Source organism: Aquirufa beregesia, assembly GCF_011090385.1.
In the GTDB taxonomy this organism is placed as follows: domain Bacteria; phylum Bacteroidota; class Bacteroidia; order Cytophagales; family Spirosomataceae; genus Aquirufa; species Aquirufa beregesia.
In genome coordinates this window covers 1-24,852 of record NZ_SEWW01000012.1, presented here as the reverse complement: position 1 = coordinate 24,852, position 24,852 = coordinate 1, and the positions used below count along the sequence as shown (strand labels likewise).

Below are 24,852 nucleotides of genomic sequence, written 5' to 3'. Positions count from 1 at the left end.
TTATTTCAAATTTATAGATGATTTATCATCCTTAACAACAAAAAGTGTTACCAATAATCCCAAAACAAAAACAAGTGAAAAAAGGAAAATGGCATTCCCATAACCCCCTAAACCTGTTACCAAAACTCCAATAAATAATACGGCAGAACCTGTAAATAATCTTCCAACATTAAAACAGAATCCTGTGGCTGTTGCTCTAATTGCCGTAGGAAAAAGCTGTGGAATGTAAGAAGAAAGAACCCCTTGGCTAGCCCCAAAAAACAAGGCCATAATAACAATTTCAACATATACGATATTTGTAACAGTAGAATTAGTCTTAAAAAGAACAAATGACATTACGGTGCAAACAGTAAAACAAGATAACATTGACTTCCGTAAACCAATTAACTTCACTAACCATCCTGATAAGAACCCTCCTGCTAATCCTCCCATACCTAAAAACATCATGCTTAATCCTCTTTCTTTAGGTGCATCATATACCATTAAACTTTGAATCCAGGTAGGCATCCAAGAAAAAATAGCCCACAGTCCAATTAACATGGATCCAAATAATAAAGAGCCTATTATTACTTCTTTTCGATTTTCTTGAGCAAATACGTTATTCAAAGCGAATACTGACGCCTTTTGTTCTTGCGATAACCATTCCTCTGATTCTTTTATAATAAACAATCCAAGAACAGCCATTAATAAGGGTATTAATCCAATTAAAAATCCTTGATGCCAATCTGGCAAAACAACATTAATTGCACCTGCAGCAAAAATACCAATCGGAAAAGCAATGGATAAAATTCCTAACATGACCGCATTGTTTTTCTTTGGCCATATTTCACTAATAAATGTAGTAGCTACCACCATCTCACCACCTACACCAAAACCACTCATAACACGACAAAGAACCAAGCCCTCCCAAGATGTCATCAAACCTGTCAAAATCGTAAATACACCATATCCTGCAATAGAATAAACTAATGCCTTTCTCCTTCCAATCCGATCACTTATTACGCCCCAAGTAAAGCCTCCAATGGCCCAACCAAAAATGAAGAACGCATTAATAACACCACTAATGTTATTCAATTGATTTGGGGCTATATCTCCCTGTAAGTCTTTAATGACCACAGGGAGGTAAACCGATATTAGGGTGGAAACGGAGCCCCCTAGTACATTACTTATAAAGCATAGGACGAATACCACTGCCAAATAATTGGTGTATTTACTTGTTTTCGACATCTCTAAATCCTTCATTGTTATTTTAATGGATTATCGTAAACCAAAGAGATGTAATAAATACCACCAATAGCTGGAGAGCCATAAGATTGCGAAACGTGATTATTAAACAAATTGCTAGCACCTAATTTAATCGTAACATTTTGTTTTGGCAGTTTCTTATTAATCTGAACGTCAGCTAATGAATACGCTGGGATTGTACCTGGTCTGTTTCCATTAAAAGTACCATACCAATCAAATTGACTTTGCCAGTGCAGATTTACGTTGAATCCATAATTGCTGCCCCCAATATTTGCATTACCAAAATTCAAATTCGTGCTATATTCAGGTGTATTAAATTGAGCAATATTATTTACGTTTGCGCTACCTAAATTAAAATTTGAGTTAGTTAAGTTTCCTCCTAAAACATAGCCTTTATCTAGTAAATAGGTTAGACCTAAACTGAATCCTTGTGCAGAAACCTCATCAGATGCATTCGTATATAATTGGTATGCATTTACTGATCTAGCCGCCACTTGGTACGCAGCTCCAATATTTGGTTTTCCATCTGATCCTAAAACAGGTGCAGCAGGTTGAATAACCACCGTATTTAAGATAAAATCGGTATACCAGCTTTGGTAATAGTTAAGGTCTATTAATAGTTTTCCATTAACAACCCCTTTATACCCTAATTCAAATGCCTTTTGTTGCTCTGGCTTAATATAGGCTACGTTTGCTTTAACCAATAAATCCTTATTAGCCGCGATAGCAACTGGAGGAGGAGTTCCTACACCAATTGCCGTTCCTACCGCATTTCCAAATGCATTTACTGAATTAGCCGTGTAGCTGTTTTCATAAATATTCATACCTGCACTATTATTAGGTGCACCACCCAAAATCGTAATTGGCCCTACATTCAACTTAATAAACTGATCAACAGGTGTTGGATTACGGAAACCGGTTTGATAAGATGCTCTAAAGTTATGTAATGGTGTTACAGAATAAACCCCTGAAAAACGAGGTGTGGAATTCCCTTGGAAGTTTTCATTCTTATCATAACGAAGTGAAGCGGCTAGTTTTAATTTTTCATTAAACAACTTTTTGCTTGCTTGCACAAAACTACCCCACTCTAAAATACTAATTGGATTCTTTGCATCATCGAATAAACTTCCATTTGTAAACATGCTGTATTGACGAACACTACCACCTACTAATAAGTCAACAAACTTGATGTCTTTGCTCAAATCATATTGTCCATCTGCATGATAAAACTTACTAGCACTAAATACGCCTGCTCCACTTAATCCATAATTGTGTATTGAAGCATCTTTCGCCGCATCAAAGGCCCTAGTTCCTGGTGCTAATCTACCTCTATCTGCAAAGGCACGAGCCGCACTATTATCGTTTGCAGAAACACTATTTACAGTACCCTTAAACGCTGCTTCATAACGAGTAAACCACATAGCATCAGCATTTGCAGGAGAAACAACTTGTCCATTTAAATCCTGAACCCATGTACGGTTAATGAATTGTCCTAATGAGCGCGTATTATATGAATCATTTGAGTTTTCTTGAACGGAGTATCCACGAATGAAGAAATTACTTCCACGAAGTTCTAAACGATGAGTTTGAAGTGTAAAATTATTTAAATCAAAACGACTACTTCCTGTATAACTAGCTGTGCCTTGTCCAAAATTATATTGATAGATAGCCTCCAGATTTTTGCTGATTTTATATTGCAACGCACCATTAAGTTTGAAGCTATATACACCATAATTCATTAAATCCTTTTCTTCGTATCCTGTACGATTAACTACTCCTACTCCAGCAATATTTTTAGTCACCTCATCGCCATAAATATTTAATGCATCTCTAGCCGGATTATTTGGTCCACGATTTGCTCCTGGAATAGAGGCATTAACATCCGTATAATTATTCGCATACCAATCTGTACCCGCTAAATAAGACGCATTAACCTTAAATGCAATCTTATCATTAAATGATTTAGCAAAACGAAAAGCAAAATCATTTAGTCCTTTAGGATCTGAAAAACTCTCCCCAACGTGATTTAAACCACTTTTGATTGAAAAAGATAAGCCTTGATATTTAAATGCATCCTTTGTTTTAATAGATAATAACCCATTAAATGCCACCGGTCCATAAAGCGCAGAAGCTGCACCTGGAATCACCTCAGCTGATTCAACATCTAAATCAGATGCACCAAATTGATTGCCCACTGCAAAATTTAATCCCGGAGTTTGATTATCTACCCCATCCACCAATTGTAAAAAACGCGAATTTCCAGTCGTATTAAAACCACGTGTATTAATCTGCTTGTACGTGATACTGCTTGTAACTGCTTCAAGCCCTTTTAAATTAACTAAACCATCATAAAACGTAAATGATGGATTTTCTTTAATCGCTTTATTGCTCATTTTTTCAATACTTACCGGAGATTCTAATATATTTTGATTTACCCTGGTGGCTGAGCTTACTACCTCAATAAGGAGTATTGATTTAAACGCCAAAACAATACTAATCGATTGGTTTTCTGAACTAATAGGTACTTCAACAACGCCATAACCGACTGCTGATATTGTAATCGTAAATGGAATTTTTACATTACTAACCGCTAACTCAAATTCCCCTTTTGCATTAGTGCTTACTCCTGTAGAGGATCCCTTCACGCGAATGCTAGCACCAGGGATGCACTCATTCGACTCAGAAGATGTAACGATACCCGAAATTTTAACCTTTTGGGCAAATAATTGAACTGTAGAAAATAAGAATAGTATGAATAAAAACTTTTTCATTGTATAAAATCTGTTTAAACGCTTAATAAAAGTCGATTAAATAGACATGATTATACCCTAGAAATTAAAGAGCACGATTCATGCGAATCGAATTAATAATCCGAAACTGAAAATCGACAAAGAGAATATTGCAAGACTGTAAATGCCTTACAAAATCAAGAAAAGAAAATTAAGCGTGCCTAGGAGGCGAGAAAAAGTCAGACGAAATGTCTTGAGTAGGTAAGATAGAATGGATGGAATTAGGTCTTTCAACTGGCCATTCAATGATATAAAATACCCATGAAGAAACTTGAGCACAATATTCCTTGACTAGGATATTAATAAGTTTTGTTTTAGCAGGAGCGGATCCAGGTTCGTCTTTCAAATGCTCATTTACCTTTTCAGCAAAATCCAAAAAGTTGTCACGCGCATTCTTATCCTTCACCATCACCGTAACCAATGTATCGTTGACTACTTTTCTCTCCTTCATCTCATAGAATTCCTCTCCTTGTCGCACCGACCCTGAAACCTCTTCAGCAGAAATCCAATCCGTTTGATACGGTAGATTGATCGGGATTTTTACAACGACTGTTTCTGTGGACGAGTCAATAATAGATGATTCATTCGATAAATACTGCAATGCAAAGCCCCCTGCCTGATAAAGCAGTACACCAAATAGCACTATTGCAAGTATTTTTTTCATTTCTCTACCAAATTAGTGAGTTTTATAGGACTCTTCCAAATTAAATTTGGAATTTTAGATTCATTAAAAGTTCTACTTTTGATCATAAATTGATTCTGAAAAGCCAAAATACGAATATGACTATGAAATTTCTTTTCTTTATTGGCATTGCTGGAATCATCTTATTTGAGATTTTAAATGTGTTCTTTATTATGCCTATGCCTGGATCACAGAGCATAAATAGTATTGAACTTGCATTTTTTCTTTACACAAATCGATGGATATTTCGTTTTGGCTTTCTCATTTTAAGTGTTGCAGGGGCATATCACACATTCGTTTTCAACAAGTTGATATTCTTTTTTGCACTAGCAATCAGTATTACAACCTTCTATGTATTAAATTTTGTCATGGCGGCTGATGCAATGTTTTATCAACCGAAGAGTCTTCTACTCGTTGAAGCCAAAAGCAATAAAATCCCGCTCGATCGGCTGATCATTGGTGTTAATATAGAAGGCGAATCAAAAGCATATCCTATTTCACTCATTGGCTATCATCACCAAGTTCGAGATAAAGTGGGAGATAAAGAGGTCATGGTTACTTACTGTACAGTATGTAGAACAGGACGAGTATTTGAGCCAAAAGTGAATGGGAAATTGGAGGTGTTTCGATTAGTTGGCATGGACCACTTTAATGCCATGTTTGAGGATAAAACTACAAAAAGTTGGTGGAGACAAGCGAATGGAGAAGCATTAATAGGGCCATTAAAGGGTACATTATTGCCAGAAATCCAAGCGCAACAAATGTCCCTCGCTATGTGGTTAAAGCTTTATCCCAATTCTAAAATCATGCAACCTGACCCAGAATTTAAAGAAAATTATGATTCTACCGGTAAATACGAGACAGGAAAATCCAAAAAGGAATTGACAGGAACAGACTCTCTATCTTGGAAAAGAAAATCATGGGTAGTAGGAATTGAAATTGCGCACAAGAGCGTTGCAATCGATTGGAATCGATTAAAAAAAGAGCGCATAATACAACTAGATCTAGCCAATAAACCCATCTTGCTCGTGTTAGCAAACGACGACAGGAGCTTTTTCGCTTTTGAAAGACCTAACAAACAAAGTAGCTTTGTCTTTAAAGGGAATAAGCTATTTGAAAACAACCAAGTATATAATTTAAAGGGACAAGCTCTCTCTTCTAATTTGGCTCTTAAACCCATTGCTGCTCATCAGGAGTTTTGGCACAGCTGGGAAACGTTTCATCCAAATACCACCAAGTATTAAGATAAAACACAGCATTAGAACTAAAGTATTAAAGAGAGTGCATGTATGTTTAATTACAAATGAGCTCGGTATACCAAAATATTTGTAAAAATGCCAACCCTATAAACTAAATCAATTTCTTAATGGACAGCGATACACCAAAATGCATTGCATCATGTACAGAAAAGAAATTTATAGCATCATTTATATTATTTAATTCAAACCCGTATGATGTAGTATAAGATTTAAAATTGTCAAACAATTTGGTATTCATGTCTTTTTCCAACTCGTCCATTAAAGTAAGTGAAAGAACTTTTAATTGTTGTATTTCATCATTTCCAATGAAGCTTTCTGGCTTAGTTCCTTTCTTATATTTATCAATAAATTCCTGTCCAATTTTGGGTAATACGCCTGAAAGAACATAACAAAGTATTTGTTGACTAGCCACAATATGCCCCAAGTTCCATGCTATATTGTTATTAAAGCCATCAGGAATTTTGTTTAGTTCATCAATAGACAATGGCTCAATTAAATTTAAAAAATTATGTCTTGTTTGCTTGATTAAGTTGAGTTGATACGTCATTTTTCTAACAGAAGTTTTATTAAATATAATAAAAAAGATGCAACACTCTTAACTCTCTGATAGACTAAGAAAAAGCCATCATCTCTGATGGCTTTCCCATTTGCTCCCTTATTAGGAGAAATGCTGCAGCCTAAATTGTCTTTAATGAATTGCTTACTTTCCGAAAAGTAAAATATCACAATGCTTCATTACGCTGAAAAGCAAAAGTCAAAAATACTTTCCCATTGGGCAATATGTTCTCCTCCTCATTTGCAACATGTAAGCCAAACCCAGACATTGCAGTCATTATTATTTCTTTATCAATTCGCTTAAATTGACCACTTAGCACTTTTACCCCTTCAATTCCAGACTCACTAACTGCACCATTTCCATTATTCGATTGAATGGTTACAATAACTACTCCTTTTTCAGCGAGGTTATTTAACATAAACTGTATGCAATTTTTTAACTCTACATATTCCAAAAACAAAGCTGCCCAAATAAAATCTGACTGAAGGAAAGTTTCAGTCGTTTCGTCAATGTTACATTTTATCAGTTTCAATTGTGGAAGAGAATCCTTAAATCGAATATGCGTTTGTTGGAGATACGCTTCGTTAATATCAAGCCCTACCACTTGTTGAACTGATGTAGAGTCAATATGTTCTAATCCATTTCCCCCAGCAATACCAAGAAATAAAGGGCTTTTGGGATGATACTTAACTAGGTATTTTTGAGTAAGGCCACTTAACATTTTCAACTGCCCTACGGTACTGTGTTTCATATGATTTTCATAATCATCTAATGAAACTTGATTCCAAAGGGTATTTGACTGATTGATAATTTCTATTTTGCTCATTTTTTGACCGTTTTGATAGAAAATAAAATAGGGCTAATAGCTCTAAAGTATTAATACAAATAACATGAATATTAACATGTTAATCACAGACATGTAGAAATAGGCTAGCAAAGACGTTCCAAAAGACTTGATAAAAGATATTTTATCAAAAAATTGATAATAACACCAATACATCAATAAAAGTCGACCATCTGTGAAACTGGCGCATACATCATCAAAGATTTTATATCTAAATCATTCGATAGATACATAAATGGTATTAACAATATAGTCACCAATAAAACTAATCCACGATAATATGTATTTAAAACCAAATGCTCAGCAAAATAAACCCTTGTTTTTGGAAAGCCCAGTAAGAGGCAATTGATGTAGTAACAATTAAAGCGATTGTCGTATAAGTCAAATGCTTTAATGTCCATTCTATCATGGACACATACATTCTGAGTACAGAATCCAAGGATTGACTATCCCCTGAATTAAAAAATAAGTTTTTACTTAGTAATCTATAGACCGTTGCAATAATAATTACGAATGAGAATGGTTTAAAATGAGATGCCTGTTTTCCATTGATATAATCTTTAATCGCATATCCAGGACGGAAAAGTAATTATTTGATTGTATAAAAAATACCATTATCAAAATGCAAAAAACCATGCTGTAAATCATGCCAAATAAAGTGCATACTCATACGATGCGTATTAGAATCTTGTCCACAATTAGAACAAAATTTTCCATTTAGTTCTTGTTGACAATTCTTACACCTTTTATTAGTACTGCTCATAAAAACTAATGTATGAAAAAATTGGCGACAAAAAATGGCTCATAAACGAATTGTTTGATTCATTTTGTTTTAGATCCAAGCATACTCTACCTAAAGTATCCCATTTGGGGTTTTCATCATCTACCTTGGTTACTAACAGGGTAGTAAAAGCCTTGAGCTTAACCCACAAAGTCGACAAATGGATGAAATTAGGATAAATTATAAGCAAAAAAGTCAGCAGAAACGCTGACTTTCTTGTTTGCTCCCTTACAGACGAAAGATGCAGCTATAATACCTTGATTGAGAATGTGACTATCAGGATATTAAAGGGTTAAACTTCATATCAAATTGCAGGAGGTTAATCTCCTTAACAACTACCTTTGCGAGGTGCGCGTTTATAAATAAGTTTACGATCTCGTGCTACAATGGCCGCCGCTACAATGGGATATGCATACTTAGGCGCCTTCGATACGTATTGGCTTTTTATGATGATTTTGTCATTCATTTTCAGGCTTCGTAATTGATCGAATTCATTGTCAGTTTCTCCCCCAAAAGCTAGGATATAATCGTCACCGTTTATCTTTACCATAACTCCAAAACCTAAGCTTGAACCTTCTGGAAGCGAAAGAGAGGTTACAACGCCCTCCAAACTGCTGTTCCCCCGAATAGCCTTATTTATTTTAGCAGCACCTGCATGCACTTTTTTACCTACAGGAGACGCTTCCCAATTTTTGAACATGATACCATCAGGGGAAGCCTCCCATTTTTTCAATGCCGCTTTACTTTCTACTACAGAAAGAGGCTTTGGGATTGACTTTATAGAAGTTTCACTTCTAATTTCACGATTTGCAAATACTAATCCGCTTACCACAACCAATGGTAAAATCAGAGCATAAATGATTTTTTTCATTTTTAGTATGTTCGTTTGATTATTTTACGCTCTAAGCTACAAATGATTATGCAATTTGCAAAAATTGACAGATGCAAAACCCTAACTCTCTGATAGACAAAGAACAAGCCATCATTTCTGATGGCTTGTCCAGTGTAGTTCCCCTTACAAACGAAAGATGCAACTATAATTCAATGATTGAGTATGTAACTGTCAGGAGATTATTTAATTTGACAAACAGGAAATCAGGAAAATTGTAAAAATTTCAGACTCATTGTTGTGATAAATTAGACACTTGCAATAAATGGAGATTTCCTGATAAATGCTTCATTGGACAATTGTTCTATTAGAAAATTCGCCAAATCGGTAGCACTTACTTTGTCACCAGGACAATCCTCTAAACTAACGATTGTTTCTTCTATTTTATCCGTTTGTTCGATTAAAGGAAGCCTTACCAAAGTCCAATCAATATTACTGTTTGACAAAATGTCTAATTCTAACTGCTTATTAGCTGTTGAAATTGGATAGTTTTTGCTCATCCATTCCGTAGCAAAAAGCGTTTTAGGACTTTTATTGTCAAAATGAGCATCAACATTCAACCCTGTAGTTACAATATAGCGACGAATCTTTTGTTCATTCATTGCTTGAACAATATTAGAGGTTGCCTGACTAAAAATTGTGGGTTCGCTTGCGGGTATACCCATACCTAATGTGCTAATTACGGCTTGGCAACCTTCAATTAAGGAACTGACAGAACTATAATTTATTACATCACCTATAACAACTTCAACAAGTGGATTTCTAATTTGGAATTTATCGGGGTCTCTTATCAGTATTTTAAGTTGAAATCCTTGTTTTATGAGTTCTTTAACAAGATATTTTCCAGACTTACCTGTACCGCCAATAACAGCGATTTTGATTTTACTATTCATTTTGTTCTTTATAAAATTATTAAATAGAATATTGGTTCGTATATCGCCACAAGTGGGCATAAAACGAACTTACAAAAGCCTTTTCACTTTTGTAAAACGAGAATCAATATTTTATAAAGAGATTTTAATAGCGCTAATATACAAAAAAATACCCCCCCCATAAGACTGGCTGAATTATTAGAAAAAAAGAGGTAACCACAAAAAATGACCTTTAAAACAAAAGTCTGGAGGTTTTGAAACAAAAAAAGAGGTCAAATTGACCTCTTTTTGAATCTAGCTCCCTTATTAGGTGGAATGTTGCAGCCGTTTTCTATTTTAATTCCTTCAAAAAATAATCTAAATCCTGAATTTTGGTTTGAATTATGTCCCAAATAATATCGTAATCGATACCGAAGTAATCATGGATTAATTTATCCCTTGTACCTGCAATCTTTTTCCACTCAATATGATTGTTCGTTAACTTAAATTCATCATCTAATTTTTTTGTCGCCTCGCCAATAATTTCAAGGCTGCGGACAACTGCCCGACAAAGAACATCATCATTGATAACTTCTTCCTTAGATTTCTGTTCCGTATGCTGTAAAATAAATGTTGTTTCGACCAAGATATGTCGAATCAATTCTAAATTAGAGGCTGACATGTTGTACCTCCTTTAATATGTGGGGACCTATAAATTTACTCAAGGATTGTGTTGTAACTAATTCCACTTTCCGCCCTAATAAGTCCTCCAAAAAAAATGACAAATCCATAAAATTATCGAAACTCTTTTTTGATGGATCAAAGTCAACTAAGAAATCTATATCACTTTCTTCAGTGTAGCTTTCCTTGATGAAAGACCCAAATATTCCCAAACTGTTAACCCCATAAGATTTTATCTCAGCTCCATGTTGAAATAGCGCATCCAATAACTCTTGTTTCGTATGAATTTTCTCGACTTGCATCTGAGGAAAATTAGGGATTAAATTTTACTTAACACAAAAAAAGTCACCATTTCTGATGACCTTCCTGTTTGCTCCCTTAATAGAAGGAATGTTGCAGCCATCACTAACTTTAAAACTACCTAAATTGATTGGAAATCAACTTTTTTGTAAAGATAATTGATTTACTTTTCAATTATCCTCAAATTAACTCCACTTGACAAACTTCGTGTAAAATACAGGAAGTTGATTTCTTCAAACTTTTATAAAATTTAAGTGAGATACATTCTAAGCTATACTTTTATAACCATTAAAAACATGGTGTAATCTCATTTTAATTATAAATGCTGAAATTGAATTTCCCCAAGTAAATCATCATTAGGTTATGATTCTAAACATTTGTACCATTATCCCAGTCCTTGGTGGATATTTTAAAATGAATATCATCCCTTTTCACTATGGATAAATAATGAATGCCACCAAAAGGTATAATTCCCAAAAACACATATGTTAGCACAGTATGTTTACAAACGGTTTGCAGCTTGGCAAAGTGGCGGATTTCGGAGTACAAAACTATCAATACACCACAAAAATTGATGCTTGGTAGAATGTTCAATTAACCATGTCACCCGCCATTGAGACAAACGCTTGTTATGGGCATGTGCTTCTTGTCTGTCGTCTATATTTGGTTGTTTTCCTTTCATCAAATTGGCAAAAATCTAAATCCTCCATCACAAAACCAATTGTCTGCAGTCATTGCTTTATACATAGCAGTTTGCCAAGAGTTCAAATTTGCATGGCTTCTACTTTCAGCCCCTTCCAATAAATATTGCCTAACTCCTGGAGAACCTGAAACAGCATAAATTTTAATTAGTCTGAAATTAATCTGAACTAATTCTACGGCTGCCTGAGTTGAATACAATTTATTAAGCGATAAGGAATTAAAATGAAATCTTACCCTATCTGATAAAAGCGGATCCCAATGGTCGGGTGGTGTTACTTGAAACTGGAATGATGCTGGATTTGATTGAGTAACGGTTGCAGTCAACCAAACGTCATTCTCAATATTGTCAAAATATGGATGAAGTGTTTCTTCTTCTGGTGCTTGGGGAAATTTCGTCAATTTTGATTTGTTACAGTCAGAACAAGACGGAACTAAATTTATTGGGACTACTGATAGTCTAGGGTACTCTGCTTTTGGTAAATAGTGGTCAATCTGAGTGACCTCTCTATGTGAACATAACGGGCAAATTCCTGAAGGAGAAGCAATAATTAATTTATCATATATCTTTCTCCCTAAGGTTCCTTTTCTTACCATTCTTTCATAAACATCTTGAAGTTCTGTAGATGTTACGTTACCGTTGATAAGTGTTTCTCTAATGACAGTATGCAATTGTCCTGTAGTTACTTTTTCTTCAAATTCATCTGCTGCCTCGATAACTAAATTTCTAATTTCCGTCAATCTTGCTTTTAAATTAGTATTTCTCACTAAGTCAATACAATCTATAAAGACATTCCCAGGATTATCTATTGGTACAGGTAATCTTCTCATTGAGTTAGTTTTTGTTTACGGTCAATGACATTATTATTGCTCGTGCTTCCATACCTATTTGTTTATGAAAATATTGAATTACTTCTTCATAACTATCTGTTTCAGCAATTGCTTGACTTATCATTTTGTAATAACCAGAATTTGTGACTTCAAGTCCAAAAATTTCATTTGTAAGAGTTCCAACATTTTCTCCAAATGATTCTATTTCCAATCTTTCAGCAATTGCTTCTGCACCAGTTCTTCTTAATTTCCAGACGCAATTTTTAGGAACTTCTTGTAATATTACTGGAGAATGTGTTGCAATAATTGCGACACTATTAGTTTCAATAAGTAACTCTGATAGTGTTCTAGTAAAAGCAGAAAGTAACGGGGGATGCAAATGTGCTTCTGGCTCATCAATTAAAACAAGACTTCTCTCTTGCAATGTTTCAATCAATCTTGTAATTGTAAGCAATACAATCTTGTGGCCAGAACTTAATTTTTTAAAAACATTCCAACCAACACTTTTTATTTCTTCTTCGTCTGTGATATCTATTAGTTCTTTAATTTTGGCTTCTCTAAAATTTGGGTCAGACTCTAACATCTCGATACTTTTTTTCCAACGATTAGTTGTTGCATTGATTTTGCATGTATTGAGACTTTTGAAAAATTCATTTCGCAACATTATTGTGCTTTTAGGCCCTAGATTTTTGTCACTTCCAGATTGAACCCTTCGTAAACCAATGTATGAAAATTGAATTCCTTGTGTCTTGTCTTTTCTTTCTGGCTTTGGTTCTGTTTCGTCAAAAGCACTAAATGTAACAGAGGTTAAATTTGCAAAGATTGAATTGTTTTGTTGGGTAATTTCAGATGTAAATGAACCTGACTTGTTATTCGTTTCGCCATCTATGAGTGCATTAATCATGTTATTGAGAAGGTGAGTCTTACCAACACCGTTGCGACCAATTAACACATGAATATTTGTGGGAGGGAATGTCTCAGGATTAACATTGAATGTAAGCTCAATTGCTTCAGAAGCTCCTCTTATTTTTGGATTTTTAAATTTAAAACTATAGTTGGTCAGTCTTGCACCACCTGAGGAAATTCTGCGATATTGTCCAATTACTGAAGTTTGACTTATTGAACGAAGTAGAGAAATCTTTGTAACATTTTCGTGTATTGCTTTATCGTAAATTTCTGGAAATTTTGCTATGTCATTTAATGCCTTAAGTATTTCATCTCTTATGTCACTACCAAGAGAATTTAAGATTTCATAGTAGCTATCTGACTGTCCTAATGAGAAATACTCTTGACCAATGTTTTCGAATGAGTCACCAATAAATAATTTTCTTTGACTTTCTTTTTGCCCATAATATCCTATTTTAACGGAACCAATGTCATGGTATTTTGAATTTTCATCGACATATATCAGTCCGAATAAAGTAAGGAAAGAATAATCATTCCAATTGTCCCAAGTTAAATACGCTTTAGATTTTGCATTGTAAGGTGGTCTTTGGTTTCTATTAAGAATTTTGAATATCATATTTGTCCAATTGTTATTTTATGATTATTTCTAGTCCTTGTAATGTTAGCACTGCGTTTTCTTAGCATTTCCCATAACGGTCTGCTGCTACCCGAAGGGCGGGATTTTTACCACAAAACTTGATTTGAAAAACTAATATTTTATTAACCGCAAAACTATCTTTGGAACACGAAACCCCACCTTTTGGGTAGGTGCTGTTATGCACAGTAGTTTTATTTAATTCCACTTTGTTCGATTAAGAAAATGATATTAGTTCCAGTCAAGTTCAGCCCATATCTAGTCATTTCGTCATCTACTTTTTGTAGAGTTTGTCCTTGACCATGTCCACCTAATTTATTTCTAATTGTCGGTATGCCACTCTCCAATAGGTTTTGTAGTGAAGTAAATTGGTTTTGCGTGAAAGAAGGCACAAGCCCATTTTGAAAACATATTTGAATAAGTTTTTTTGCAGTGTCCGTTTGATTGTAAGTCCATCCCTTTTCTTTGCAAATAGATTTCATAACACTTTCAAAAGCTTTTAGACATTCTGTTAAACATTCTTTGTTTCGTCCATGTCTGTAATGTTCATGTGCTTTAAGATATTCTTCATTTGCACCTTTGAATTTATTATTCCACAAAAGGGAAATGGTCGGTCTGGTTATTTCTGCGTGAACATAAGTCGAATCAACTCTTATAATTTCACTGCCATCAAATGAGTAACCAATTCCGTTTTCCTTAAAACGTTCATTTAATTCTGTAATAGCATCGTCTGGGGTTATCTTGACTGTTGTGTTAAAAGTGTATAGATGGTAATCCTTTTTGATAATTCTGTCAATATATTTGAATGTTAGTTCAATTACATCAATTACTTCGTCAGTAACCTGTGTTTGTAGCAAAAAATTAAGAACTAGTTCTTGATGGCTTTCATTATAATCTTCACCCAAAGTAAACTTGCCATATTCACGACACAATGTATGATGGATAAATTCATATACTTTTTGAGGTTCATTGGTTCCTCCATAATTATGTTCCCCTATTGCGTCACGTATTATGTGCACAATTTGAACTCTTAAATTTTGTGGGATTTTGTCATACGTGTATATATCTAGAACTTCTCCACGAAGTCGTTTCTGTCTTTTTGAAAAAAGGTCAAATATTGCCATAGTCCACTATTTTAGGTCAGTCTTACTATTTTGTATAACGGTTTGCGGCTATGCGATGGGCGAGATTTTTACCACTAATGTTGATGCGGAGCACAGAACTATCGGCTACCACAAAACTGTCTGGTAGGCACGAAACCCCGCCTATTGCAAATGTGCTGCTACCTGCTGCCCTTCTGTCTGTCCGAAGTCCATAGTGAAGGTCGTTAAATGTATTCATGGTCATTAGTTTATTTTGATCTGAATGAACTTAACCGTAATCTCCATAATATTCTCCTTGGTATATTTAAGAACATTAAACTCGTCCCCTCCTGTCAGTGCTTTCAAATATTCTTGTGTAGTTTGAACTGGCGGATAAACACCGAAAAGTTTAAGCCATAATTCTTCAAAGCTGTCTACATAATATTGGATTGTCAGTTTTACTCTATCTGTTGTAATAAAGTCTTTAAGAAGTTGTTTGCGGTTGGAATTTTGAAAAATATTGACCACGAATTGTTGTTCGCTAAAGTTGATTAACTCCTTATAGTTTTGCTCCGTTGTCAAGCCGTAGAAATTAAAAAACTTTACAGTGTCAGGATTTTCATAGAACTGAATTACAAAATCATTCATTATTATCAAGTTCGGATTTCTGTCATTCGTAAACCCAACATAGTTGGTAGTGTATTCAGCTTCATCTCCAGTTGTCTGAAGGTATGTGATAGCAATTGGGTAATGGCTTAACTCATTAGCATTAACTGTTGAATGATTTAAAATAATTAGTCTTAGATTTTCAGCTACATCGGCTGAAATTTTTAAAGTGTCATCGCAAACAGCAGTCCTCCAAACTTGTATGTAAAAAAACAACCGAACAGTTTTTATGTCTGTCAAGTTAATCCTGTCTTTACCTGTTAAGTCGGCGTTGCGAAAACTTGGTAGAATTTCGCTAATGAACTTGGTTTCAATCTCTGTGAAGTAGCTTTCACAAACACTACAAAATACATTATCAACCGAAAATGGAATTGATTTAGCCTTTTCAATTTCTTCGTCTGTAACATCTCTACCAAGTGATGATTTGAGTTTGTCAACAGAGGTTCCTCTTTGAAAATTGAATTCAATAAAAGCGTTGTCATTTGATAAGTCAAAATAGAAACCCTTTTCTCGTTCTTTACTACCGTCAAGGTTCAAGCAACTGCGAATAATCCCGTCCGTCAAAAAGTGAGTGTTCTTTTTGTCAGCTTCTCTATTCTTACATAATGCGCAGGTCATAGTTCTTATTTATCAGTTGTCAAGGTTCGTTTATACAAACCTCTTATTACTTGGACACATATGTGTATTAATTGCTCATTATAGCATTTTTATAAAGTTTTCAGGGTAAGATATACTTTTTAATTTCAGAAAACCGAACAGGTTTATGTTTATAAGTTCCTCAAAATTGCATTCTTGAATAATACCAAAGTAAATCATATATCATTGTACATAAATTGAAAGTTCTATTATCAGTAATAAGAAAATTCATTTCAATTACCTAAATCGTTAATTTGAGCTGGTGTTGAGCTATCTCTTAATCTTAACCTTATTATAAGTTTTAACCAATGTAGCAATTTTTATTTAGGATAAACATGCTATTCAAAATATGCTTGTAAAGCAAATTAATGAAATTCCCTTCCTGTAATTTAAAGGAAGTAATTTTATTCGCCATATAAAGTCAGGCCAAGTATTTAAATGATGAAATTTGTTAGATTTACCTACCTATTTTAGATTAATGTATGAATGACCTTAATGGCCCATTCAAACAATGCATGTACAAACCCCTTATTAACTTGGACACATATGATGAAATAGTAATGTACTAATTCCACATTTTAGTATTTGAATTGTACTAGTTTTTATACCAATGTGATTTTAAACCAATAACTTAGTTCTTAGACCCTTAATTTTGATTCTTGATTCATAGATTAAATTACATGGCTCTATTATATCCAGTGATTCATACAATTAAGAAAAATCAAAAAACATGTGTAAATCTGAATGAAAATTGAAATAGACTAACTTTTATTTTTTAAAATACAATCTCACAATCTCATCATCGGTCAGTAATCTAGACCAGATACCAATATCATCTATCTTACCTTCGACACCTTTGGTGCTATTGAATTGAGGATCACCTCCTAATTTTAGTGTTTCTGATACCTCTGGGGCATTGATGGCTGTAGGATCTACATCCTGTTTGTAAATCAACATCCCATTACGATATACTTTAAAGGTAGGGAAGGGATAAGAAATGGTTCCTTCTATGACGGATACGACAAAGAAATCCCATTGATTGGGAGTGTAAGGGATTTTAATGAAAATACCCGGACTAAATCCTACTTTATATTCAATCGTGTAATTATTATCAATTCCTAAAGTATATATCTTGATACCATACGTGGCATCTTTGGTAACTCCAGCGGTTTTTTCAGGTCTAGTGTAAGTATTATTCCAAATACAAAATTGTTTCAAAGGATCTGATTTGTAGACCCAAAAACAATAAGTAGCCCCTTTTTTCATCAAACTGCCGGGAAATATTGCTGGTGTTTTGTCGGATTCATCAAAACTTAAAGCACTGTTGGCTTTACCATTTCTATCTACCACTAAATTTCCTGCTTGGGATAGTGAATGATGCTGGTTTCCTGACACATCTTGCCAATTACCATCAAAAGAATAAAAGGCGTTCATTCCATTTTTAGTAGATACATCCAAAGGGTTTTCAACAACAGGTGAGGGTTCTACGTTTGATTTTTGGCAAGATGAAATGAAACCTATACTTAATCCGCTAAAGACCAATATAAGAATGAATGAAAACCAATTAGTATTATTCATCATATTGAAAAATCAAAGAAAATATTCATTTAATTCAACTCATCCATCTCTTTAATACTATCAATACTTGCCTTCACAAACTTTAATTTTAATTTATAACTTTGAAGACTTGATTTTAATAAAATTCTTCTTTGGTCTGCATCATATTCATTGATCATAATGTCCACAATTTCATTGGTGATATCGTGGATGACACCTGATTTTCTTCCTTTTTTTAATTCCTCACTACTAATTCCATAACCAATTGAAGCTGTATCAACTACAGCTATATCAACTGCAGCTGTATCAACTGCTACTGTATCTGCATTTGCTATTTCATTCAAAATACTTTTTATACTATCGATTGAATTAGTGTATTTATTTCGAATACCTATCAATTCACTCAACTTCTCTTCCCTTAAATCATATTTACTTTCACAACTCGTAAATAGTAATAAAATCAAAAAGGTCCCCCAAAACTTATTTGGGTTGCTTTGGTACATAGGTCTTATTTCCATTGCTATTATAATAATATTGTCCTCCCCTTGGTCCAGTTTCTATTGTTTGCCCAGCTCCATAATTTTGAGCTTCATATGAATAATCTTTGGCTTTATAACCCTGCTGTTGGTTATAGGGATTGTAATTTCCTTGAGTGGAATAATTATCCAAATTAGTATTATTCGGTGAAGTTTTATAATAACCTTGAACTGTTGAACCGTCTCGTTTAATGTAAGGATTTACATAAGTTGAACTTTGAGAAAACGATAAGTGGCTAATTAAGCCAATTAGTGCAGATAAAATGATTTTTTTCATGTTAATTTTAGGTTGAGGTTAAATGATATAGAGAAATATTTTAATACTCAATCTTACATGCCCTTCTCCCTTTATTCTGAGCAACCGATACAAGTACTTTAGCGATTTGTGTGGAACATCTATTTAGACCTTTGCAATTTTCTGATCGATGGTAAACTTTTGAATTTGGTCCGTTACATAGAAAAACATAATCTTCAACCAGTCTAAATTTCTCTTTACCAAATGATTCCTGTGAATATGAAATAAGGAATAAAAAAAACGTAAATTTAAGTATGGTTTTCATATTTAGTTATTTACATTATACAAAATAGAATAAATCGACCCATTAAACTATATTTTAAATGAAATTTTATTTAATGGTCATTGGGAAATAAAAATTCGAATTGTATTTATTAAAGTATTCGTTATATCCATATCATGAAAGAAATTGTAAATCCTTATTTGAATTTTATAATTTATTAGAAGAAAAATTTAAAATAAATAATGTATATGAAAAATTTATTTTTTTATTTCATCATTCTGATTTCTACAAATGCATTTTCTCAAACTACAGATGCTTGGGATAGAGAATATTTGGGAGAAGAAAATTCGTATGTTGCCAAAGGGGATGCTTTGTTGCAAAACAAAAGATTTTTTGAAGCAATTCAAATGTTTAATAAATCGATAGAAATAAACAATAAAAATTTTTGGACTTATTTTCTAAGGGGATCATCAAAAACAATGTTGGATGATAACAGAGGTGCTCTAATTGATTTAATTACTGCAGAAGATTTATTGAATTTGGATAAATCGAGTAAAGGCAAGTCCATTGCAAATTTTAATCTCCACCTTGGAAATATTTATTTTACAAGGGGTATTGTAAATATTAAATTAAAAAATAAAAATGAGGGTTGTTTATGGTTAAGTAGAGCTGGTGAATTGGGCGATGAGAAATCATATCTTGCTATTCAGAAATTCTGTAAGTAATTTTTTATCATAGTTTTTAAATTAATTTTCACATTTCATTTGAATCATTAGGTTTTTGTGGGAACAGATTTCCAACTTTCCAATAAAATCTGCCAGATTTTTCAATCGAGAAATCGAGACTAGTATTAGAATTGAGTATTTTCTCCTAATTTAAGGTCAGATACGGCACCTTCTCCGGCACCTCTTCCCGGCACCTCCTCCCTCCACCCACCACCTGTTCGGGGATCATCTTCAGACGACCTGCCGGCAAGTCAAATATTACCGGGATTCCTTTCAATATGTCCAACTGAGAATTTTTGGAGGATTTTTTCTTCACCTGAGGACCCTGATCCAAAACTTATATTACCGGGAATCTTCATATTGGATTGTTTTCCCGGTATTATTTTCTTGGTGATCGGCAGGATCTAAATTCTTATTTCATTTGATTTATACTTTGAGGACACCCAATTTCACAGCTGTCTTCTTAACTTTCAAAATAGTATTGGTGGATGTATTATTGGTCAAACCAGAGATTTGACGAATTGACAATCCTTTTTTTAGGTACTTTAAGACCTGTGGGTACTTACCGAGTAATTCTTCTTCACTTTGAACTGAACCTACCTTTCTCCCGATTGGATTAGATTTACGGTACTGCTCAAAACCGGAACGTAATCTTTGAACGATGTTATTTCTCTCAAGCTGGTTTAGGGTATTTATGATTTCCAACATGAACTGGGTCATTGGATTAATGTTCCCTTTATCATCCAAAGTCTCGATGTTGAAATTCTTAATGAATATGGAGACCTTGAGTGAATTACATAGATTTAATATCTGTAACACCTCAAGTGAATTTCTACCTATTCGGCTGAGTTCCCAAATGAGAATTTTCTGAACGGGATTGTTTTGAATGTAGGTTAACATGGATTGTAATACCGGTCTATCAGAAGTCTTTTTCGTGCCGGAAATAGTTTCCGCAAATACATGTAGGACTTGATAGTTCATTCTTTCTGCGTATTCCTTCAATTCTTCTGTCTGGCGAAAATTATCTTGTATAATCGTCGAGACCCTTGAGAATACTACAACTTTGGTTTTTTGTTTCATTTTATGCTTTTAGCCAAAGTTATAGCGGTTTTTTGACCGGTGCGGCATCCTTTTCAAGGTTTTTTTGAGACACTTTTAAAATGATACAGTTCCACTTCACGAACAGGTCAATATCCCACCTCAAGTTTTACGACAAATCATTAACTGGGTCTCATCCATGTTTTTGGGTTCCGGGTATTGTTGGGTGGATATCCGGTACATCGTTTTTTAAAAAATGATTTGAAATCATGTACTTCTGTCTTACGGCAAAAACCTCCTGTAAATTACAGGAAGTGACTTTTGATTTCTTAGCAATTCCTTAGCATTGGAAATTTCTCGTTCTGACCCATTTTCGATATATTTTTAATAATCACAGATTGAAATGTAAAGGATTTAATCTTCATCAAAAACCAAAATCAACTTTAACCTTCCTCATTTGAGTTCATTGTCCTTTACCAATGATCTCGGTGAGGGAACATTACAATAAAATGAAAGAACCATATTTAAACATCACCAACAGTATTCTGTACAACCCAACTCTTACAAGTGATGAAAAGATAATCCTTGCAGAAATTACATCACTTGATAAACTCAACAATGGATGTATTGCCAGCGATAATCATTTTGCTAAGATTATAAATAAGACAAGACAGAGGACAAATGGAATCATTAAGAAGCTTGAAACCAAAGGATTTATTTCAATTAAAGTAAAACAAGGTATTGGAAAGATTACCAAACCAGTGGATAATTTTTGGGATTTGATTAAAACACCTGTCCAAATTGAAGACACCTCTGAGGCTATTCAAGAACAGGGTGGTGTCGTAATACAAGACAACCCGTGTCAGGATTCGTTACAGGTAGGTGACGAGATTGAAGACACCTCGTGTCGAGATTTGGACACAACTATTACAACCACTAATACAGAATTATTAATACAAGAAGAACTACAATATACTGGGGCAGAAAATGAAAATTTAGATGAAACTATTGGTAACCAGTATCAAGTTGCTTGTCTAAGAATTAAAGAATTAATGGATATACATCCTGATAACATTGCTAGCCAGTTTCTTTTAAATTTCATGGATAGCCTAGCTGGATTAGAAATCAAATTTGGTTATGATTTTATTACCAATGGAGATTTATTCAAAAGCTATAATGAATTATACCAGCAATATGGATTTGAAAATTTTATAGAAGTCCGTCAGGACTTAACCTTTGTAAGAGATAACATGGATAAATTTCTCCGGCAAAAGAATCTAATATAAGTAACTCCTCAACGGTGAACGGGAGAGTATCGACCGCATTAGTATAAGTCCTTCGGACTTCCCCACCCCCAGTTGCGCTCACCCCCTCCCCAAAAGAATACCATTTCCACTTCGTGTAAATTACAGGAAGTATAAAAAACTTTGAGTGAGGTGCTACTTAAATTCTAACCAAAAAACATAGATGAAACCAATGAATCTATCAAATTATGGTCACTTTTTAGGAATTAAATTTATCTAAATGAATTATTTTTTCAAAAATACAAATAAAATATTTGGACAAACAAAAAATTTGTTTTACTTTTGTTCTGTTAAGTAAGGATACATATGAAATACAGCAAGTTTCCGAAGGTTTTGTGTTATGATGATTGGTTCGACTTATTCGATGTAATCAATAACAAAGAATTTAAAGGTATACCTTTTAGAACTGATATTTTCTATTATCCTGAAACAGAAGAAATGAAAGAGAAAAGGGTTTCTATTTTAGATTCCTTAAAAAAGTATAAAAAGGAGATTATTGAGATTGAGGAAAAAATGGTACAATATCTTCAACTTGATATTATTAGAGAGCCGTCCATCTATATTGCTGTATTAAAGGATACACGTAATCCTGAACATGAGAATATAACAGCAAAGACGTTTTGGCCCTTAGTAGGAGGTGGTAAAAAAGAAATTAGAATCTATATTGGACGTGTATCTGATTATCCACATATAAAAAGGACCAATCTTTCATCGAGTGATGAAATAAAAAACAAAGCCGTTCTAATGATGAAAAAACACTTAACCGAAAATTATGAATTAGGTAGATTACCATTGCATCCGAGACCTTTACCCTCTGCTGTACTTAAAAGGAATGAAAATGAATAATCCTCAAAGAATTTGTCCTTCGGGACTTTTTTTAGAAACCAGCAGTATGTCCAATTTTTTTATTGGTAAAAGGTGCCTTATTTTTTTGATCTCAATGTATATCCAATTTTTTATTTTGTATAACTTTTAAATTGTTTTATTATGTTTAAATCAAATCCACAAGAAATTGACATACCTATTAAGGATGTCGAAATCCATTCTAAAGTCATAAACACGCTTAAGGAGAAGAATATAGAAAATCTGGAACGTACCATGAAAATGGTAGGTCAATTAACTCCTGTATTTGGAAATCTAGTAGATGGAAAATTCTTTATTACCGATGGATGTGCAAGATATAAAGCCGCCCAAAACATCGGTTTAAAAACAATAAGATGTATTCCAATTAATATACCAGATGAGGAAATAATCAAAATGAGAATGATTAGCAATCAACGGGTTAAGAGATCCTACATTGAGATGGCAAGTTGTGCTGAACACATTTTACAGACAATTGGGTCCACACAGGGTAAAAAGAAAGAAGAATGGTTGGGAATGGACAATTTGGAAAGTGATGATAATTATGGACTTGCTGGGAAGGATCGGTTTGAATTAGCATCTATTCTATTGGATTTACCAATTAAATCATCTACTCTGAGAAAATTGATGGCTGTGTATTGGCATAATCAAATAGACAATAGTCTAGGATTAATGGATGGTATTGATTCCAATTTGTATTCCATAGATCAAGCTTATCGATTGATAAAAAAAGATGAGAAAATCCAAGAAAAAAACGCCTTCAAAGAGTGGAGAAAAAATGAAATATCAAATCAATCCGTTTGGTCCAAGGTCTTTCACCAAAGTTCAGATAACCTTTCAAACCTGAAAAAATACCGACCAAATTTTGCCATGTTTTCTCCGACATATTGGACAATGAAAGATTATAGAAACCAAGGAGAAATGAAATTTGGACAGGAGCCAACCCTTGAAGAATATCTTAATAATTGTAAAAAATTCATCCTTTCACTCATTGAGATTATGGATGAAAATGGAGTAATCGTAATTGTTATTGGTGAGTCTTTCTCTGGTGGTTACAAAAGTATTCTTGCTAAGTATGAAATGATGCTAATTGATACTGGACTGGAACTATTAGGTGTATGTGAATGGGTAAAATCAAATCCATCACCTGTGGTTGTTGAAAACTTCTATAGACCAGCAAACGAGAAAATATTTGTCTGTAAAATGAAAGGGGCAAATGTGGTTTTTAATCCCAAAATGAAAATGACAAAAGAGGGTAAAAAAATGGTTAAGAAAAGTCATAAATCTAAAGATGGTTCTAATAGATTTTTTGTTCAAGATGAGGAAACGGTAATCTCAAATATCATTACTACACCTGTATTTAATAACTCTGAATACAAAAAATATGATCCCAACTTTACTCATGATGCTCCATGTCCCATGGAAATTTATGACATCTTAACCCAGAGTTACACTTTACCCGGCATGACCTGTATCGATATACATTGCGGTGCCGGTCAGGGGCTTGAAGTGTTCGCAAAGAACGGATGTAATTCCATTGGGGTAGATATTGACATTGAATCCGTGGAATTCTGTCGTAAGAGAATGGATATGGTTCTTGGGAGTGAAAATTCAGAAGAATTGGCAATTGCTGCCTAAAAATAGTACCAACCTGTGGGTGTATAGGATACCCTCTCAAAAATAAAACCTTATGGTGACTGGTTAACCATTTTTTTATTATGATTACCAATAAATCAGTTAGTATCGAGAAAAACGGAGGTTTTGAAATGTATCAGAAATTACGTTTTGAATTTAGGTTCAATATCTGTTTGATGGCGGATAGAGACATGCTAAAACACTTCTATGGTATTGAATTTACCAACAAGGAGTGGGATGAGTTTTTGAAATTGTGTGACGATTTTTATTTGGAAAACAAGCACAATTGGACAAACGAAGTTATCAAAAAGTGGAAGCGAGTTAAGGCTAAAAAACTTAACTCACAA

At 33.9% G+C, this 24,852-nt stretch carries 23 protein-coding genes and 1 pseudogene; 6 read left to right on the top strand and 18 right to left on the bottom strand.

Translation table 11 applies throughout. The features are described 5' to 3' along the window. From EWU23_RS13490 to EWU23_RS13480, 3 genes are all read right to left on the bottom strand, one after another. Nucleotides 1-1,242, bottom strand: a complete 1,242-nt coding sequence (locus tag EWU23_RS13490) for an MFS transporter (RefSeq protein WP_205753185.1) — start codon at nt 1,240-1,242, stop codon at nt 1-3. A 2-nt stretch (nt 1,243-1,244) separates the two neighbouring features. Beyond that, the gene (locus tag EWU23_RS13485) at nt 1,245-4,016 is read right to left on the bottom strand and encodes a TonB-dependent receptor (protein ID WP_166233093.1); all 2,772 of its coding nucleotides are present in this window, start codon (nt 4,014-4,016) and stop codon (nt 1,245-1,247) included. A 169-nt stretch (nt 4,017-4,185) separates the two neighbouring features. Further along, nucleotides 4,186-4,698, bottom strand: a complete 513-nt coding sequence (locus tag EWU23_RS13480) for a hypothetical protein (RefSeq protein ID WP_166233091.1) — start codon at nt 4,696-4,698, stop codon at nt 4,186-4,188. Between the two features lie 122 nt (nt 4,699-4,820). On the opposite strand from EWU23_RS13480, the gene EWU23_RS13475 reads away from it, so the two are divergent. Then, nucleotides 4,821-5,960, top strand: a complete 1,140-nt coding sequence (locus EWU23_RS13475) for a DUF3179 domain-containing (seleno)protein (RefSeq protein ID WP_166233089.1) — start codon at nt 4,821-4,823, stop codon at nt 5,958-5,960. Nucleotides 5,961-6,066: 106 nt separating this feature from the next. Here EWU23_RS13475 and EWU23_RS13470 read toward each other — a convergent pair whose 3' ends face one another. The 14 genes and pseudogenes from EWU23_RS13470 to EWU23_RS13405 form a co-directional block, all read right to left on the bottom strand. Then, complete coding sequence (locus EWU23_RS13470) at nt 6,067-6,522, bottom strand: DinB family protein (RefSeq protein ID WP_166233087.1); 456 nt, start codon at nt 6,520-6,522, stop codon at nt 6,067-6,069. 175 nt (nt 6,523-6,697) lie between these two features. Continuing rightward, the gene (locus EWU23_RS13465) at nt 6,698-7,357 is read right to left on the bottom strand and encodes a class I SAM-dependent methyltransferase (protein ID WP_166233085.1); all 660 of its coding nucleotides are present in this window, start codon (nt 7,355-7,357) and stop codon (nt 6,698-6,700) included. Between the two features lie 304 nt (nt 7,358-7,661). Next, nucleotides 7,662-7,952: pseudogene (locus tag EWU23_RS14370) on the bottom strand (DUF3667 domain-containing protein); the annotation flags it as partial. A gap of 532 nt (nt 7,953-8,484) precedes the next feature. After that, a complete protein-coding gene (locus EWU23_RS13455) occupies nt 8,485-9,027 on the bottom strand; it encodes a hypothetical protein (protein ID WP_166233083.1) in 543 nt (180 codons plus the stop codon). A 266-nt stretch (nt 9,028-9,293) separates the two neighbouring features. Further along, a complete protein-coding gene (locus EWU23_RS13450) occupies nt 9,294-9,938 on the bottom strand; it encodes an NAD(P)-dependent oxidoreductase (RefSeq protein WP_166233081.1) in 645 nt (214 codons plus the stop codon). 310 nt (nt 9,939-10,248) lie between these two features. Continuing rightward, the gene (locus EWU23_RS13445) at nt 10,249-10,578 is read right to left on the bottom strand and encodes a HepT-like ribonuclease domain-containing protein (RefSeq protein WP_166233079.1); all 330 of its coding nucleotides are present in this window, start codon (nt 10,576-10,578) and stop codon (nt 10,249-10,251) included. Next, complete coding sequence (locus EWU23_RS13440) at nt 10,565-10,879, bottom strand: nucleotidyltransferase family protein (protein WP_166233077.1); 315 nt, start codon at nt 10,877-10,879, stop codon at nt 10,565-10,567. The genes EWU23_RS13445 and EWU23_RS13440 overlap by 14 nt, the downstream gene beginning before the upstream one ends. Before the next feature lie 679 nt (nt 10,880-11,558). After that, a complete protein-coding gene (locus tag EWU23_RS13435; RefSeq protein WP_166233075.1) occupies nt 11,559-12,407 on the bottom strand; it encodes an HNH endonuclease in 849 nt (282 codons plus the stop codon). 4 nt (nt 12,408-12,411) lie between these two features. Further along, a complete protein-coding gene (locus EWU23_RS13430) occupies nt 12,412-13,929 on the bottom strand; it encodes an AAA family ATPase (RefSeq protein ID WP_166233073.1) in 1,518 nt (505 codons plus the stop codon). 212 nt (nt 13,930-14,141) lie between these two features. Then, a complete protein-coding gene (locus tag EWU23_RS13425; RefSeq protein WP_166233071.1) occupies nt 14,142-15,071 on the bottom strand; it encodes an STM4504/CBY_0614 family protein in 930 nt (309 codons plus the stop codon). 222 nt (nt 15,072-15,293) lie between these two features. Continuing rightward, a complete protein-coding gene (locus tag EWU23_RS13420) occupies nt 15,294-16,313 on the bottom strand; it encodes a hypothetical protein (protein ID WP_166233069.1) in 1,020 nt (339 codons plus the stop codon). Nucleotides 16,314-17,099: 786 nt separating this feature from the next. Beyond that, entirely contained in the window at nt 17,100-17,912 is an 813-nt protein-coding gene (locus EWU23_RS13415; RefSeq protein ID WP_166233067.1) for a LamG-like jellyroll fold domain-containing protein, read from the bottom strand. Nucleotides 17,913-17,938: 26 nt separating this feature from the next. Beyond that, nucleotides 17,939-18,406: a hypothetical protein gene (locus EWU23_RS13410; RefSeq protein ID WP_205753184.1), complete on the bottom strand. Its 468-nt coding sequence runs from the start codon at nt 18,404-18,406 to the stop codon at nt 17,939-17,941. Continuing rightward, the gene (locus tag EWU23_RS13405; RefSeq protein ID WP_166233063.1) at nt 18,369-18,701 is read right to left on the bottom strand and encodes a hypothetical protein; all 333 of its coding nucleotides are present in this window, start codon (nt 18,699-18,701) and stop codon (nt 18,369-18,371) included. The genes EWU23_RS13410 and EWU23_RS13405 overlap by 38 nt, the downstream gene beginning before the upstream one ends. A 489-nt stretch (nt 18,702-19,190) precedes the next feature. Between EWU23_RS13405 and EWU23_RS13400 the strand changes: the two genes are divergently transcribed. Further along, nucleotides 19,191-19,667, top strand: coding sequence for a tetratricopeptide repeat protein (locus EWU23_RS13400; protein WP_166233061.1), 477 nt, complete (start codon nt 19,191-19,193; stop codon nt 19,665-19,667). A gap of 426 nt (nt 19,668-20,093) precedes the next feature. Here the strand turns inward: EWU23_RS13400 and EWU23_RS13395 are convergent, their stop codons facing one another. Continuing rightward, nucleotides 20,094-20,747: a recombinase family protein gene (locus tag EWU23_RS13395; protein WP_166233059.1), complete on the bottom strand. Its 654-nt coding sequence runs from the start codon at nt 20,745-20,747 to the stop codon at nt 20,094-20,096. 467 nt (nt 20,748-21,214) lie between these two features. On the opposite strand from EWU23_RS13395, the gene EWU23_RS13390 reads away from it, so the two are divergent. From EWU23_RS13390 to EWU23_RS13375, 4 genes are all read left to right on the top strand, one after another. Continuing rightward, nucleotides 21,215-21,991: a hypothetical protein gene (locus EWU23_RS13390; protein ID WP_166233057.1), complete on the top strand. Its 777-nt coding sequence runs from the start codon at nt 21,215-21,217 to the stop codon at nt 21,989-21,991. 324 nt (nt 21,992-22,315) lie between these two features. Then, a complete protein-coding gene (locus EWU23_RS13385) occupies nt 22,316-22,855 on the top strand; it encodes a hypothetical protein (protein WP_166233055.1) in 540 nt (179 codons plus the stop codon). Between the two features lie 141 nt (nt 22,856-22,996). Then, entirely contained in the window at nt 22,997-24,508 is a 1,512-nt protein-coding gene (locus EWU23_RS13380) for a DNA methyltransferase (RefSeq protein WP_166233053.1), read from the top strand. An 80-nt stretch (nt 24,509-24,588) separates the two neighbouring features. Then, the coding region (locus tag EWU23_RS13375) for a hypothetical protein (RefSeq protein WP_166233051.1) at nt 24,589-24,852 on the top strand (264 nt) is incomplete at its 3' end.

What these genes read in the sequence shown, in the direction of transcription:
- EWU23_RS13490 (WP_205753185.1), bottom strand. Translation starts at nt 1,242, where the DNA reads ATGAAGGATTTAGAGATGTCGAAAACAAGTAAATACACCAATTATTTG.
- EWU23_RS13485 (WP_166233093.1), bottom strand. Translation starts at nt 4,016, where the DNA reads ATGAAAAAGTTTTTATTCATACTATTCTTATTTTCTACAGTTCAATTA.
- EWU23_RS13480 (WP_166233091.1), bottom strand. Translation starts at nt 4,698, where the DNA reads ATGAAAAAAATACTTGCAATAGTGCTATTTGGTGTACTGCTTTATCAG.
- EWU23_RS13475 (WP_166233089.1), top strand. Translation starts at nt 4,821, where the DNA reads ATGAAATTTCTTTTCTTTATTGGCATTGCTGGAATCATCTTATTTGAG.
- EWU23_RS13470 (WP_166233087.1), bottom strand. Translation starts at nt 6,522, where the DNA reads ATGACGTATCAACTCAACTTAATCAAGCAAACAAGACATAATTTTTTA.
- EWU23_RS13465 (WP_166233085.1), bottom strand. Translation starts at nt 7,357, where the DNA reads ATGAGCAAAATAGAAATTATCAATCAGTCAAATACCCTTTGGAATCAA.
- EWU23_RS13455 (WP_166233083.1), bottom strand. Translation starts at nt 9,027, where the DNA reads ATGAAAAAAATCATTTATGCTCTGATTTTACCATTGGTTGTGGTAAGC.
- EWU23_RS13450 (WP_166233081.1), bottom strand. Translation starts at nt 9,938, where the DNA reads ATGAATAGTAAAATCAAAATCGCTGTTATTGGCGGTACAGGTAAGTCT.
- EWU23_RS13445 (WP_166233079.1), bottom strand. Translation starts at nt 10,578, where the DNA reads ATGTCAGCCTCTAATTTAGAATTGATTCGACATATCTTGGTCGAAACA.
- EWU23_RS13440 (WP_166233077.1), bottom strand. Translation starts at nt 10,879, where the DNA reads ATGCAAGTCGAGAAAATTCATACGAAACAAGAGTTATTGGATGCGCTA.
- EWU23_RS13435 (WP_166233075.1), bottom strand. Translation starts at nt 12,407, where the DNA reads ATGAGAAGATTACCTGTACCAATAGATAATCCTGGGAATGTCTTTATA.
- EWU23_RS13430 (WP_166233073.1), bottom strand. Translation starts at nt 13,929, where the DNA reads ATGATATTCAAAATTCTTAATAGAAACCAAAGACCACCTTACAATGCA.
- EWU23_RS13425 (WP_166233071.1), bottom strand. Translation starts at nt 15,071, where the DNA reads ATGGCAATATTTGACCTTTTTTCAAAAAGACAGAAACGACTTCGTGGA.
- EWU23_RS13420 (WP_166233069.1), bottom strand. Translation starts at nt 16,313, where the DNA reads ATGACCTGCGCATTATGTAAGAATAGAGAAGCTGACAAAAAGAACACT.
- EWU23_RS13415 (WP_166233067.1), bottom strand. Translation starts at nt 17,912, where the DNA reads ATGATGAATAATACTAATTGGTTTTCATTCATTCTTATATTGGTCTTT.
- EWU23_RS13410 (WP_205753184.1), bottom strand. Translation starts at nt 18,406, where the DNA reads ATGGAAATAAGACCTATGTACCAAAGCAACCCAAATAAGTTTTGGGGG.
- EWU23_RS13405 (WP_166233063.1), bottom strand. Translation starts at nt 18,701, where the DNA reads ATGAAAAAAATCATTTTATCTGCACTAATTGGCTTAATTAGCCACTTA.
- EWU23_RS13400 (WP_166233061.1), top strand. Translation starts at nt 19,191, where the DNA reads ATGAAAAATTTATTTTTTTATTTCATCATTCTGATTTCTACAAATGCA.
- EWU23_RS13395 (WP_166233059.1), bottom strand. Translation starts at nt 20,747, where the DNA reads ATGAAACAAAAAACCAAAGTTGTAGTATTCTCAAGGGTCTCGACGATT.
- EWU23_RS13390 (WP_166233057.1), top strand. Translation starts at nt 21,215, where the DNA reads ATGAAAGAACCATATTTAAACATCACCAACAGTATTCTGTACAACCCA.
- EWU23_RS13385 (WP_166233055.1), top strand. Translation starts at nt 22,316, where the DNA reads ATGAAATACAGCAAGTTTCCGAAGGTTTTGTGTTATGATGATTGGTTC.
- EWU23_RS13380 (WP_166233053.1), top strand. Translation starts at nt 22,997, where the DNA reads ATGTTTAAATCAAATCCACAAGAAATTGACATACCTATTAAGGATGTC.